Consider the following 12220-nt stretch of genomic DNA (forward strand, 5'->3'; position numbering starts at 1 on the left):
CGGCACGGTTCCATGCAGCAGAATGAGGTGGTGCGCAACCGGCCGATGCTGATGCTGGTGTCCCTGCTCGCGCTCGCGGCGCTGACCACGTCCGGATGCGCCGAGCGGATACCCGGCTCGGCGCGGCAGAGCACGACCCTGCTCCTCGACCACGTGCAGCGGGGCACGACCTCCCTGGTGCCATCCGACTTCGTGCGGGGCAGCGATGGGGGCGAGATCGACACGCTGGCCGCGACGGTGATCACCGAGGTCCGGGCCTTCTGGCGGCGCGAGTACCCTTCCGTGTTCGGTGAACCCTGGCGGGAGCTCGAAGGGGGCTTCGTCTCGGTGGACACCGCCGACGCGGGCGCCCCACCGCCGCCCTGCACCCAGTCCGCGTCCGACGTCGAGGGCAATGCCTACTACTGCCCGGCGGAGGACGTGATCGTGTGGGACCGCGCCGCGCTGCTGCCGGTGCTCACCGAGCGGTACGGGGCGGGCGCGGTGATGCTGGTGCTCGCGCACGAGATCGGGCACGCCGTACAGGCCAGGGCCGGGGTGACCGGTCGGTCCGGGCGCGCCGACCCGCGGCTGTATCCGACGATCGTGCTCGAGTCGATGGCCGACTGCTACGCGGGGGCGTTCCTGCGCTGGGTGGTCGACGGCGACTCCGGGCACCTGCGGCTCGCCGAGGACGAGCTGGACGCGGCGCTGCGCGCATTGATCACCTTCCGGGACCCGATCGGTACCGACAACAGCGAGCAGGGGGCGCACGGCGACGCCTTCGACCGGGTGTCGGCTTTCCAGGACGGGTACCAGGCGGGCACGGGGCCGTGTTCCCGGATCACCGCGGAGAACCGCACCTTCACCCAGCGCGCGTTCACCAGTGCCGGTGACCTGGAACGCGGGGGGAACCTGCCGCTTCAGGACCTGCTGGCTGCGATGACCGAGGACCTGGACGCGTACTTCACCGGGATCGTCGGCACGACGGGTGCCCCGTGGTCGCCGCCGGAGCTCGGCGAGGTGCCGACCGAACCGCGTTGCACCCGCGGCGGGCAGGGCGGAATCGCCTACTGCCCGGACGCGAAGGCGGTGCGGGTGCACACCGAGGGGATGCTCGGCGAGGTGCACGCGGGGATCGGTGACTACGCCGCGGGGACACTGCTGGCCAGCCGGTACGCACTCGGCGCATGGCAGGCGACCGGGCATCCACTCACCGGCAGGAAGGCGCAGCGCGGCGCGCTGTGCCTCGCCGGCGCCTACACCGGCTCGCTGCTGCGACCGCAGCGCGACTTCACCGTCTCCCCCGGTGACCTCGGCGAGGCGGTGCAGCTCCTGCTCCTCTACGACTACCCGGCCCGGGACGTCGACGGCGGCTCGCTGACCACCGGGTTCGCCCGGATCGCCGCGTTCCGGGCCGGGGTGACCGCCGGGGCGGGCGGCTGCGGTCTCGGTTGACCCGACCTAACTCACTGTCGAGTTCACTGAGCCGATCGGCGTACAGCGGCACCCGGCACTTAGTAGGGTGCCGATGATTCGGTGTGCGGATGGTCCGGTCGGGCCAGTGACAGGAAACGAGCGAGCATGAGTTTGGCAGCACGGCGGCGTTCGAGGCTGGTCGGGTTTCTCGCCGTGGCGACCCTCGGTGTCGGCACGGCCTGCGGTGGCGAGAGCACGGAAGGCCAGGCACAGACCCCGGGTGACGTGGCGGGCCTGCCGGTCACGCACTTCGAGAGCGGGCTGAAGGCGGACGCGCCACAGCCGGACCTGGATGTCCGCAACGCCACCGACGGCGAGGAGGACCGGATCGCCATCGCGTCGATCGCCGACGTGAGCGAGTACTGGGCACAGCAGCTCCCGGCGAACTTCCAGCAGGAGTTCGAACCGGTGCAGGAACTGCTGTCCTACGATCCGGAGGGCAAGGACTTCCGGACCTGCGGCGCGTCGACCTCCGACGCCGCGATGAACGCGTTCTACTGCCCGCCGGAGGACCTGGTCGCCTGGGACCGCGGGCTGCTGCTGCCGCTGCTGCACGAGCGGTTCGGCCCGATGGCGATCGTGACCGTGCTGGGCCACGAGTTCGGGCACGCCGTGCAGCACCGGCTGGGGGACAAGGCGGGTATCACCGGCTCGACCAAGACGATCGTGAAGGAGCAGCAGGCCGACTGCTTCACCGGCAGCTACTTCCGCTGGATGGCCGAGGGCAGGAGCACGTATTTCGAGGTCTCCACGTCCGAGGGCCTGAACCAGGTACTCGCCTCGCTGTTCTTCATCCGGGACGAGCCGGGCCAGTCGGCGCGCTCCCGCGGCGCGCACGGCACGGCGTTCGACCGCACCTATGCCTTCCAGCTCGGCTTCGAGCAGGGCGCCGTGGAGTGCGCGGGGATCGACCAGGCGAGTATCGACGCGCGGATCACTGAGCAGCCGTTCCATCCCGGGGACAGGGAGAAGGGGGACAGCAGCCTGGACCGGGAGCTGATCGGCCACTTGCAGGAGAGCCTGGACAAGGCCTTCAAGGGCGCCGGGGTGCAGGGGCCGACGATCGTGGACGAGGGTGGTTCCTGCCCGAACGGCCCGAGCACGCCACCCGCCTCGTACTGCCCGGACAGCAACACCGTGAACATCGACCTGGCCACGCTCAGGGAACTCGCGCAGCCGGTGGACCGCAGGGCGGAGTTCAAGGGCAAGGAGACCACCGGGATGGGCGACTTCGCCGCGCTCGCCGAGATCGCCTCGCGCTACACGCAGGGCATCCAGAAGGGAGTCGGCGCCTCACTGGAGAACGCGGGCGCGGGGCTGCGGACCTCCTGCCTGGTCGGAGCCTGGGCCGGAGCGGCGAACCGGGAGGGCGCCACACTGCGACTGTCCTCGGGCGACCTGGATGAGGCGATCGCCGAACTGCTCCAGCCGCGCAGCCTGATCGCCGCCGACCTGGAAGGCAACCAGGTGGCCAACGGGTTCGAACGCGTCGAGTCCCTGCGGGTCGGCTACCTCCAGGGCTCCGCCCCCTGCACCCAGCAGTACGGCTGAGCCCGGTCAGAAGAGAGCGGAGGTGAGGTCGCGGCGGGCCTTGAGAACCCGCTCGTCGGCGGAGTCGAAAAGCTCGAACAGGCCGACGAGGTGTTCCCTGACCTGGTTGCGCTCGTCTCCCGCGGTTCGCCGGACCGTACCGATCAGCCGGGCGAAGGCCTCGTCGACCTGGTTCTGCGCGACCTCGAAGTCGGCGGCCGCGAGCTGCGCGGCCACATCCTTCGGATCGGCGTCGGCACGCCCGACGGCCGTGGGATCGACCTCGCCTGCCCGCCGCATGAACCGCACCTGCGCCAGCGCGGCCTTCGCCTGCTCGTTGGCCGGCTCGGCATCGAGAATGCGCTGGTAGGCGTCCTCGGCGGCGGTGAAGTCACCGCGGTCGAGCGCTTCCTCGGCCTCGGTGAAACGCGGGTCCTCCTCCGGCTGCTGCTCGGCCTCGGCACCCTCCTGCTGGGCCTGGCCCGCGCCGGGCAGCTTGTCCTTCAGCGCGTCCAGCAGCGAGTCCAGCCACTGCCGGATCTTCGGCTCGGGCAGCGCGCCGGAGAAGGCATCCACCGGCTGCCCGCCCGCGATCGCCACGACCGTGGGGATGGACTGCACACCGAACAGCTGCGAGACCCGCGGATTGGCGTCGACGTCGATCTTGGCGAGCACCCAGGCGCCGCCCGACTCGGTGGCGAGCTTCTCCAGCACCGGGCTGAGCTGCTTACACGGTCCGCACCACTCCGCCCAGAGATCGACTACGACCAGCTGTTGCATCGAACGCTCGACGATCTCGGCCTGGAACGTGGCCTCGGTGACGTCGATGACCGAAGGACCACCCGCCGCCGGCTGTTGCCCCTGCGCGGTGGGCCCTCCGGGACTCGGCCGCTGCCGCGTGGTGTCCGCGCGCGACTTGAGTCCGGACAGGTCGACCGCACCGGAGAGCGCGGCTGAGGTGGTTGCTGACTTGCCTGCTGATCCGCGTGGGTGTGTCACGACTCCATCCTGGCATGGGACAGCTGATGCTTCACCGCTGGTCGCCCCTGCTCGCTCGGGCCCGGCGTTCACTCGCGATGGTGCACCAGTCACCGGTAGCAGTCCACCCTCACCCGAGCGGGTCAACCGGGACCGCCGAACACGCCCATGTGGTCGAACGTATGTTCTACTGAGGATGATCGGCTGATCCAGTAGGGGGACAAGAAACCAGCAACAGGAGGCGGGAGTTGGCGTACAAGATCACGCATCGAACGACCGGAAGGGAACTGCGCTTCCCCAACCGGGCCGCGGCCGAGTCGTACATCGAGCGGCACGGCGGCGGGCTCGGCAACTGGGACATCACCACCGCCCCCGGCAGGGATCCCGCGTGGGGCCTGCCCGCCGCGATGTTGCCCGGCGGCGCCCCGAAGCGGCGCGCTAACCGCCGCACGCACGGCTGAGCACGGCGCCTTAACCCGCGGTCGGGTTATTCAGGTCCGCAATACGTGTCACCAGTGCGGTGACCTGCAACGACCGCTCGCACGGGCCTGGCGGCCCGCGGTCGCTGGGTCGTTCTGAACAACCCTCACGGGCTCGGCGCGCATGGCTACTCGGCCAGACGACGTTCGACGCGGTCCACCTTGGCCTCGAGTTGGCCGTCGTAGCCGGGCCGGATATCGGCCTTGAGGACGAGGCCCACGCGCGTCGAGCCCTCCCCCGCGGCCGCAACGGCCCGCTTGACCACGTCCATCACCTCGTCCCACTCGCCCTCGATGTTGGTGAACATCGCGTTGGTCGAATTGGGCAGCCCGGACTCGCGGACGACCCGCACCGCGCGGGCCACCGCGTCACTGACCCCGCCGTCGGCATGCTGACCGGACGGGCTGACGCTGAATGCGACGATCATCTACTGCTCCTCGGTGCCGGCATGGATGGGTCGGGTTTCGCGCACCACCCTGCCCCAGCTCGCGGATATCCGCTGGTAATTTCGATATCCATGAACCGCCCGCTGCCATTCGACCCGATCGCCCGCGCCGCCCAGCTGTGGGACGAGCGCATCGGCCCCTCCGACACCATGGCTGCGGTGACCGGAATCATGCGTGTCCAGCAGATCATCCAATCCGCCGTGGACAACGCCTTGAAGCCGCACGGACTCACCTTCGCCCGTTACGAGGCGCTGGTACTGCTCACCTTCGCCCGCAGGTCCAGCCTGCCGATGCGGGTGATGGGCGAACGCCTGCAGTTGCACCCGACCAGCGTGACCAACATCGTCGACCGGCTGGAGAAGGACAGTCTGGTCAAACGGATGCCGCACCCGACCGATCGCCGGACGACCCTGGTCGAGATCACCGAGGACGGCAGGAGCCGGCACCGGCAGGCCACGACCGCGGTGACCGAGATCGACTTCGGCCTGCGCGGCCTCACCTCCCGGCAGACGGTTCAACTCACCGAACTGCTCACCAGGATCCGCAAGGCCGCGGGCGACTTCACCGGGTAGGCGGTCAGGCTCGCGCGGGCTCGGCCAGGTCCGTGACGAACAGGCCCGTACCACCCCGCAGATGCCGCCCGGGACCGTCCAACTTGCCGGAGCGCAGCGCCCACTTCTCGAAGGCCCAGGTGAACAGCGGCGGGATGCTGGCAAGCAGCGCCAGCAGCAGGGTGCGCGGGCGCCAACCGAGCGACCGGAACACCGCGAGGGTGACCAGTACATAGAGGACGAACATCACGCCGTGCACCATGCCGAGCACGGGAACGCCACCCTCACCGAACTCCACGACATACTTGAGGAACATCCCGACGAGCAGACCCGCCCAGGAGAACGCCTCGGCGACGGCGACGACACGGAACACGACAGCGGCCTTACCGGACACGCTTCCTCCTCGTACTCGCGCACAAAAAACGCCCGACAGCGGACGGGCGATACTCCCGTCTACGTCAACTACGCTGTCGGACGCTGTGATACCAGTGTGCGCCGTGATCGGGCTCACCGGAACACCGGGGTGCCCGTGATCACGCTCACCGCTCCCGGCGGAAGACCTTCGCCGCCGGCGTCCCGGCCGTGTCCGCGAGACCGACCGGCTCGAGTATCTCGTCCACTCTGGACGGATCAGTGCCGTAGCGCGCACCGAAGGTCTCCGGCCGCTCACGGGCGGTGAGCTTCCCGAGGAAGGGCGAGACACGAGCAGGCGCCGCACGGCAGGACACCAGCGTTGACAACCTTGTCGTCCGCTGGCCCGAACGAGGGCCGGAACGTAACGAAACGGACGCGATTGTCGGGCTGACTCCCCAACGAGCATTGACATCGACGGAACGCTGGTGTCCAATCTCCGCCACTATGACAACGTTGTCTCCGAGTGACCGCTCCGGCGCCCACAAGGCCACGAGTCGCCGGGCGACGATGAGCGACGTGGCCAGGCTGGCCGGGGTCAGCATCAAGACGGTGTCCCGGGTGGTCAACGACGAACCCGCGGTACACCCGGACACCGCGGAGCGGGTCGTCGCGGCCATCGAGCAGCTCGGTTTCCGGCGCAATCTCGGTGCTCGCAACCTGCGCAGGGGCTCCACCACCGGCACGGTGGGGCTGATCGTCGAGGACGTGGGCAACCCCTTCTACTCCGAGCTCAACCGCGCCGTGGAGCGCACCGCCGCCGCGTTCGGCAGGCAGGTGCTCACCGGCTCCTCCGACGAGAACCGCGATCGCGAGCGGGAGCTGGCGCTGGAGTTCTGCTCCCGCAGGGTGGACGGCATGCTGATCGTCCCCGCGGGGATGCAGCACGGTTACCTGGTGCCGGAGATGCGCGCGGGCACCCCGGTGGTGTTCATCGACCGTCCTGCGGGTGACATCGTGGCCGACACCGTGCTGGTGGACAACCTCGGCGGCACCGTGGAGGCGGTCACCCACCTCGCCTCCTTCGGCCATCGCCGGATCGCCTTCCTCGCCGACAGCCCGAACATCTTCACCGCGGGCGAGCGCCTTCGCGGCTTCCGGGAGGGCTGCGCGCGCGCCGGCATCCCGTTCGACGAGCGGCTGGTGGTGATGCGCACGCCGACCGAACAGAACGTCGGCGAGGCGGTACGTCGCCTGCTCGATGGCCCGGACGCGGCCACGGCGGTGGTCGCGGGCAACAACCGGGCCACCGTGCACCTGCTGCGCGCGCTCGCGCACGCCGAGGGCCCGCGCCCGGCGGTGGTCGGCTTCGACGACTTCGAGCTCGCCGACCTGCTCGACCCACCGGTCACGGTGATCGCGCACGACGTCGGCGCGCTCGGCGAGTCGGCGGCCGAACTCCTGTTCGCCCGCTTGCAAGGAGATCAGTCCACCCCGAGAAAGGTAGTCCTGCCCGTGCGTCTGGTAGCCCGCGGTTCCGGTGAGGTGCGACCGAGTGCGTAGTTCCCTCGAACCGGTCGCCCTTCCGGCGAACCAGCCGCCGCAGTTCTACCGTGGCGGTGAGGCGATCGCGGCGCTGCGCGGCGCGGACGGGGATCCGCGGGCGTTCGGGCCTGAGGACTGGGTCGCTTCCACCACGAGCCTGTTCGGCCAGGGCACGGCGGGGCTGAGCCGATTGCCCGACGGTCGCTGGCTACGGGACGCGGTACGCGCCGACCCCGAAGGCTGGCTCGGCGCCGAACACGCGGCCGCCTTCGCCGGCTCCACGGCGTTGCTGGTGAAACTGCTGGACGCCGGGCAGCGGCTGCCGGTGCACTTCCACCCCTCGGATGCCTTCGCCCGGCGGCATTTCGACTCGCACTTCGGCAAGGCCGAGGCCTGGATCGTCATCGGTACCGCCGGCGAGGACCCGCGCGTGCACGCCGGGTTCCGGCAGGCCCACGGCGTGGCGGAGATCGAGGAATGGGTTCGTACCCAGGACTCCCCCACCATGCTCGACGCGTTGAACAGCGTGCCGGTCCGGCCGGGGGACACGGTGTACATCCCCGCGGGTCTACCGCACGCCATCGGTTCCGGCGTCTTCGTCGTGGAGCTACAGCAACCGACCGACTTCTCCCTCACCCTGGAATGGCGGGACTTCCTCGCCGGCCCGGACAAGGGTCATCTCGGGCTCGGTTTCGCCACCGCGCTGGAGGCGCTGGACACCTCGGCGTGGGACGCGCGGCGGCTGGACACCCTGATCAGGCGTACCGGCGCCGAGCAGGAGACCACGGTGAACCTGCTGGCGGGCAGGGCTTCCCGTTACTTCCGTGCCGAGCAGCTCCGGCCGCGCGGCGCACTGGCCCTCGACCCCTCGTTCGCGGTGCTGGTGGTGCTGGAGGGAAGCGGCGTGCTGCGCACCGAGCGCGGCGGCAAGCAGGAGCTCGCACGCGGGGACACCCTGGTCGTGCCGCACGGGGCAGGGGAAACCGAAGTGGAGGGTGAACTGACGGTGATCCGCTGCCGCCCACCCGCACCGGGTAAGGAGAAAACCGATGGCTGACAACGGCTTGCTGGAGGCACGGGACCTGGTCAAGACCTACGGTTCGGTCGAGGCATTGCGCGGCGCTTCGTTCCAGGCCAAGCCGGGTGAGGTGACCGCACTCATCGGGGACAACGGTGCCGGGAAATCCACATTGGTCAAATGCCTCTCCGGTGCGGAACGACCGGATTCCGGGAGCATCCTGCTGGACGGTGCCGAGATCGAGCTGGACTCGCCGACCGCGGCCCGCGGGCTCGGGATCGAGACGGTCTACCAGGACCTCGCGGTGGCACCGGAGCTGGATCCCGCCGCGAACCTCTTCCTGGGCAGGGAGGTGTATCGCAAGGGGCTGCTCGGCAAGCTCGGCATGCTGGACAAGGCCGAGATGCGCAGGCGTGCCGTCGAGGAGTTCGCCCGGCTCGGCGTGACACTGCAGAACACGGATGTGCCGATCGGCTCGCTGTCCGGCGGGCAACGGCAGAGCGTGGCGGTCGCCCGCTCGGTGGTGTGGGCCAGCAAGGTCGTGTTCATGGACGAGCCCACCGCGGCGCTGGGCGTCCTGCAACGAGAGCGGGTGCTGGACGTGGTCCGCAGGGTGCGGGACGAGGGCATCGCGGTGGTGTTGATCAGCCACAACATGCCCGAGGTGCTCTCGGTGGCCGACCGGGTCGAGGTGCTGCGCCTCGGCGCCAGGGTGGCGCGGTTCACCGCGAAGGACACCAAACTCGAGGACCTCGTCGCCGCCATGACCGGCGCGCTCACGCAGGAGGAAGCAGCGTGACCAGCACGAAGGAAACACCGCCCACAGTGGACGAGTTCCCGGGCATCGGCAAACGCTCGCTGCGCGCCAAGATGCTGTCCAGCAACACTTTCTGGATCTTCCTGGTGCTGCTCGCCTTGCTGGTGGTGTTCAGCCTGCTCCGGCCGAACGTCTTCCCCACCTTCCAGAACGCGCAGTTGCTGCTGATCGAGACCTCGGTGCTGCTGGTACTCGCGGTGGGGATGACGTTCGTGATCACCACGGCGGGCATCGACCTCTCGGTGGGCTCGGTGCTGATCTTCTCCGGGATGGTCGCGGCCAAGACCATGGAGTGGCTCAGCCCGAACGGTGACGCCACGAACGCGGGCTGGGGCGTGATCAGCGTCGGGCTGGTCACCGGCGTGCTGGCCGGTGCCGCCTGGGGGCTGATCAACGGCGCGCTGGTGGCGCTGGCCAAGATCCCGCCGCTGATCGTCACCCTGGGGACGATGGGGGCCGCGCTGGGTGCGGCGAACCTGCTCAACGGCGGCTCGGATATCAACACCGTGCCGAGGGAGCTGAACCAGACGCTCGGCTACGGGACCTCGCTCGGCGTGGTGCCCAACATCGTGCTGGTCGCGGTGATCATCACGGTGATCGGCGCCTGGCTGCTGCACACCACCCGCTACGGCCGCTACACCTACGCGATCGGCTCCAACCGTGAGGCGGCCCGGCGTTCCGGGATCGGGGTCACCAGGCACCTGCTGACGGTGTACCTGCTGACCGGGTTCCTCGCCGGGATCGCCGGGTTCATGTCCCTGGCGTACTACGCCTCCACCACCATCGCCGCGCACACCCTGGACAACCTGGACGCGATCTCCGCCGTGGTGCTCGGCGGTACCAGCCTGTTCGGCGGGGTCGGCTCGATGATCGGCACGGTGATCGGGGTGTTCATCCCGGCAGTGTTGACCAAGGGTTTCAACATCGTCGGGGTACAGGACTTCTGGCAGCAGATCGCGCTCGGTGCGGTGCTGATCGCCGCGGTCTGGTTCGACCAGCAGCGCAGGCGGGCCCGCAACAGCCGGTGAGATTTTTCCGGGGGATGACAACGATGTCGACGGAAACAAATGAGGTCACTATGAAGAAGTCATCGCTCACCACGATCGGGGCCCTGCTGGCCGCGACGGCCTTGCTGGCGGCCTGCGGCGGGCAGGTCGGGGACACCGGTGGAGACGCGGAGCAGACCGACAACAAGAACCTGGTGCTGGTCACCGGCACGCAGAACGAGCCATTCTACATCTCGCTGCGCTGCGGCGCCGAGGCCGCGGCCGAGCAGGCCGGGTACCAGATCACCACCCAGGAACCCGCCAAGTTCGACGCGACGCTGCAGACCGAGAAGGTGAACGCGCTGGTCGGCAACCCGCCGGGTGCGCTGATCATCGCGCCGACCGACGAGAACGCGATGAAGGCGCCGATCGAGCAGGTGAAGAACCAGGGCTCGAAGATCGTCGAGGTGGACACCGCGCTCGCCGACGATTCGGTCGCCGCGTCCTCGATCTCCTCGGACAACACCGAGGGCGGCAAGCTCGCCGCGCAAACCCTTGCCGAGCTGGTCGGCGAGGAGTCCGGCTCGGTACTGCTGCTGGACACCATCGCGGGCACCTCCACCACGAACGAGCGTGCCGCGGGCTTCGAGGAGGAACTGCAGAACTACCCGAACCTGAAGTCCGTCGGCGTCCAGTTCACCGACAACGAGCCGGCCGAGGCGGCGGGCGAGGTGACCGCGGCGATCTCGGCGCACCCGGACCTGATCGGCATCTTCGCCACCAACCTGAACACCGGCGAAGGAGCCGCCACCGGCCTGCGCAACGCCGGAAAGGTCGGCGAGGTCAACCTGGTCGGCTTCGACGCCAGCCCCTCCGAGGTCGACGGCCTGCGCAAAGGCGAGTTCCAGGCACTGATCGCCCAGGACCCGGCCGCGATCGGCCGCCAGGGCGTCGAGCAGGCGGTGTCCGCGATCGAGGGCAAGTCGGTGGAACGCAAGATCACCGCCGACCTGCACGCGCTGACCCAGGAGAACATGACCGCCAACGAGGAGTACTTCTACAAGCAGCAGTGCTGACCGGGACGCTCGGGTCGTGAGCGCGGTCCGAAACCGCACTCACGACCCGGCGGCATACGGGGGCCAGAAAGAACGAAAACTGACCGCTGCCCAGATCCGCTTCTGCATGACTTTCGACCGAAGCGAATCCGAGCGCAAATCTCAACTCTCGCTCCAAAAGCATTCTCTTCGCACCCTCGCCGACGATCGTGGCCACCACCTCGCGAGGTACCGACTCACCCGTCTCCGGGTCGGTCGCCAGCACCCGATCACCCAGCTCCAGTTCCTCGACCGGACGCTCGCTATCGTCGGCCATCAGAACCAGCGTCCCCGGAACGAAACTGTTGCATCCCGACTTCGTCAACCGCTCCTTGGCCGTTTGCACCGCACGGATCTTCGACTGAAGGCACGAGTGCTGGCAAATTTTAGGCGTTTACGTGCAAGTCAAGACTGTTCCCGGGAAGCAATGAAGCGACGTTGTGGATCCCAACCGCTGGGTGTTTTCAATTCGGGCGATTCCTGAGTTACTTCGATTCCCAGCTCCAGACTTGGGTCGGAATCTATTAACTTTACCGAGAATTTTCGATCAGGATAAAACATCAACAACTTGGCCGACCAGGTTTCGACGAGAGTGTGAGCCAGTTGCTCTAAAGCCTCTTGGGTGTTCTCAAATGATTCTGGCCATTGCCGGAAAAACGAACTGACTTCAAATATGTTAAAACTTCTCACCGCCTGACTCCACGAAAGCGGTGGGGATTCAATATCGACACCAGAAACCGGAGCGGAGAGACGGTCAGAGACAAACTCGTGCCAATGTTCCTCTACCGCGACGAATACGGCTCCGTGAAAGCTTATTAGGTTAGGCCAGAATAACCAACTATAGCAGAGTGCGTGATAAGGGTAGGCAACTCGACTGAAGTACGCTACCGGGTCTTCCGACTCAATCTCAGGGAAAGCAGCACCGAGAATCCTTGCCGAGATGTTATCATCCCGCATCGTGGCCAA

General features: G+C 68.2%; 14 protein-coding genes. 9 read left to right on the forward strand and 5 right to left on the reverse strand.

The annotated features are described in order from the left end of the window. The first annotated feature begins 12 nt into the window (after nucleotides 1–12). Nucleotides 13–1437: a neutral zinc metallopeptidase gene (locus tag FB471_RS33110; RefSeq protein ID WP_246076842.1), complete on the forward strand. Its 1425-nt coding sequence runs from the start codon at nucleotides 13–15 to the stop codon at nucleotides 1435–1437. A 126-nt stretch (nucleotides 1438–1563) separates the two neighbouring features. Then, a complete protein-coding gene (locus FB471_RS33115) occupies nucleotides 1564–3009 on the forward strand; it encodes a neutral zinc metallopeptidase (protein WP_142003744.1) in 1446 nt (481 codons plus the stop codon). A 6-nt stretch (nucleotides 3010–3015) separates the two neighbouring features. Here the strand turns inward: FB471_RS33115 and FB471_RS33120 are convergent, their stop codons facing one another. Continuing rightward, nucleotides 3016–3987 (reverse strand): tetratricopeptide repeat protein, encoded by a 972-nt coding sequence (locus FB471_RS33120; RefSeq protein WP_142003745.1) that lies wholly within the window; start codon nucleotides 3985–3987, stop codon nucleotides 3016–3018. A 227-nt stretch (nucleotides 3988–4214) separates the two neighbouring features. Between FB471_RS33120 and FB471_RS33125 the strand changes: the two genes are divergently transcribed. Further along, nucleotides 4215–4427, forward strand: coding sequence for a hypothetical protein (locus FB471_RS33125; RefSeq protein WP_142003746.1), 213 nt, complete (start codon nucleotides 4215–4217; stop codon nucleotides 4425–4427). 146 nt (nucleotides 4428–4573) lie between these two features. On the opposite strand, the gene FB471_RS33130 is transcribed toward FB471_RS33125, so the two are convergent. After that, nucleotides 4574–4873 (reverse strand): thiamine-binding protein, encoded by a 300-nt coding sequence (locus tag FB471_RS33130; RefSeq protein ID WP_142003747.1) that lies wholly within the window; start codon nucleotides 4871–4873, stop codon nucleotides 4574–4576. A 90-nt stretch (nucleotides 4874–4963) separates the two neighbouring features. Between FB471_RS33130 and FB471_RS33135 the strand changes: the two genes are divergently transcribed. Beyond that, entirely contained in the window at nucleotides 4964–5464 is a 501-nt protein-coding gene (locus FB471_RS33135; RefSeq protein WP_142003748.1) for a MarR family winged helix-turn-helix transcriptional regulator, read from the forward strand. A gap of 4 nt (nucleotides 5465–5468) precedes the next feature. On the opposite strand, the gene FB471_RS33140 is transcribed toward FB471_RS33135, so the two are convergent. Next, nucleotides 5469–5837, reverse strand: a complete 369-nt coding sequence (locus FB471_RS33140) for a DUF3817 domain-containing protein (RefSeq protein WP_142003749.1) — start codon at nucleotides 5835–5837, stop codon at nucleotides 5469–5471. 145 nt (nucleotides 5838–5982) lie between these two features. Next, nucleotides 5983–6171, reverse strand: coding sequence for a hypothetical protein (locus FB471_RS33145; RefSeq protein ID WP_142003750.1), 189 nt, complete (start codon nucleotides 6169–6171; stop codon nucleotides 5983–5985). A gap of 193 nt (nucleotides 6172–6364) precedes the next feature. Here FB471_RS33145 and FB471_RS33150 point away from each other — a divergent pair, with 193 nt between their 5' ends. The 5 genes from FB471_RS33150 to FB471_RS33170 all read left to right on the forward strand — a co-directional run bounded on the left by FB471_RS33150 (nucleotide 6365) and on the right by FB471_RS33170 (nucleotide 11236). Then, complete coding sequence (locus FB471_RS33150; RefSeq protein WP_142003751.1) at nucleotides 6365–7357, forward strand: LacI family DNA-binding transcriptional regulator; 993 nt, start codon at nucleotides 6365–6367, stop codon at nucleotides 7355–7357. After that, on the forward strand, nucleotides 7350–8396 hold the full coding sequence (locus tag FB471_RS33155) for a class I mannose-6-phosphate isomerase (protein WP_142003752.1): 1047 nt from the start codon (nucleotides 7350–7352) through the stop codon (nucleotides 8394–8396). The genes FB471_RS33150 and FB471_RS33155 overlap by 8 nt, the downstream gene beginning before the upstream one ends. Further along, complete coding sequence (locus tag FB471_RS33160) at nucleotides 8389–9156, forward strand: ATP-binding cassette domain-containing protein (protein ID WP_142003753.1); 768 nt, start codon at nucleotides 8389–8391, stop codon at nucleotides 9154–9156. Before FB471_RS33155 ends, FB471_RS33160 begins: the two co-directional genes overlap by 8 nt. Before the next feature lie 71 nt (nucleotides 9157–9227). Then, nucleotides 9228–10202 (forward strand): ABC transporter permease, encoded by a 975-nt coding sequence (locus FB471_RS33165; protein ID WP_142003983.1) that lies wholly within the window; start codon nucleotides 9228–9230, stop codon nucleotides 10200–10202. A gap of 50 nt (nucleotides 10203–10252) precedes the next feature. Continuing rightward, nucleotides 10253–11236 carry an ABC transporter substrate-binding protein gene (locus tag FB471_RS33170; protein ID WP_142003754.1) on the forward strand — a complete coding sequence of 328 codons (984 nt, stop codon included), beginning with the start codon at nucleotides 10253–10255 and terminating at the stop codon, nucleotides 11234–11236. 423 nt (nucleotides 11237–11659) lie between these two features. On the opposite strand, the gene FB471_RS33175 is transcribed toward FB471_RS33170, so the two are convergent. Continuing rightward, entirely contained in the window at nucleotides 11660–12211 is a 552-nt protein-coding gene (locus FB471_RS33175; RefSeq protein ID WP_142003755.1) for a hypothetical protein, read from the reverse strand. Between the last annotated feature and the right edge of the window lie 9 nt (nucleotides 12212–12220).

The sequence above is a fragment of the Amycolatopsis cihanbeyliensis genome, from assembly GCF_006715045.1.
GTDB classification, from domain to species: domain Bacteria; phylum Actinomycetota; class Actinomycetes; order Mycobacteriales; family Pseudonocardiaceae; genus Amycolatopsis; species Amycolatopsis cihanbeyliensis.

Coding starts and splice junctions, on each gene's coding strand:
- FB471_RS33165 (WP_142003983.1), top strand. CDS start 9,228: ATGCTGTCCAGCAACACTTTCTGGATCTTCCTGGTGCTGCTCGCCTTG.
- FB471_RS33150 (WP_142003751.1), top strand. CDS start 6,365: ATGAGCGACGTGGCCAGGCTGGCCGGGGTCAGCATCAAGACGGTGTCC.
- FB471_RS33175 (WP_142003755.1), bottom strand. CDS start 12,211: ATGCGGGATGATAACATCTCGGCAAGGATTCTCGGTGCTGCTTTCCCT.
- FB471_RS33110 (WP_246076842.1), top strand. CDS start 13: ATGCAGCAGAATGAGGTGGTGCGCAACCGGCCGATGCTGATGCTGGTG.
- FB471_RS33160 (WP_142003753.1), top strand. CDS start 8,389: ATGGCTGACAACGGCTTGCTGGAGGCACGGGACCTGGTCAAGACCTAC.
- FB471_RS33130 (WP_142003747.1), bottom strand. CDS start 4,873: ATGATCGTCGCATTCAGCGTCAGCCCGTCCGGTCAGCATGCCGACGGC.
- FB471_RS33115 (WP_142003744.1), top strand. CDS start 1,564: ATGAGTTTGGCAGCACGGCGGCGTTCGAGGCTGGTCGGGTTTCTCGCC.
- FB471_RS33170 (WP_142003754.1), top strand. CDS start 10,253: ATGAAGAAGTCATCGCTCACCACGATCGGGGCCCTGCTGGCCGCGACG.
- FB471_RS33135 (WP_142003748.1), top strand. CDS start 4,964: ATGAACCGCCCGCTGCCATTCGACCCGATCGCCCGCGCCGCCCAGCTG.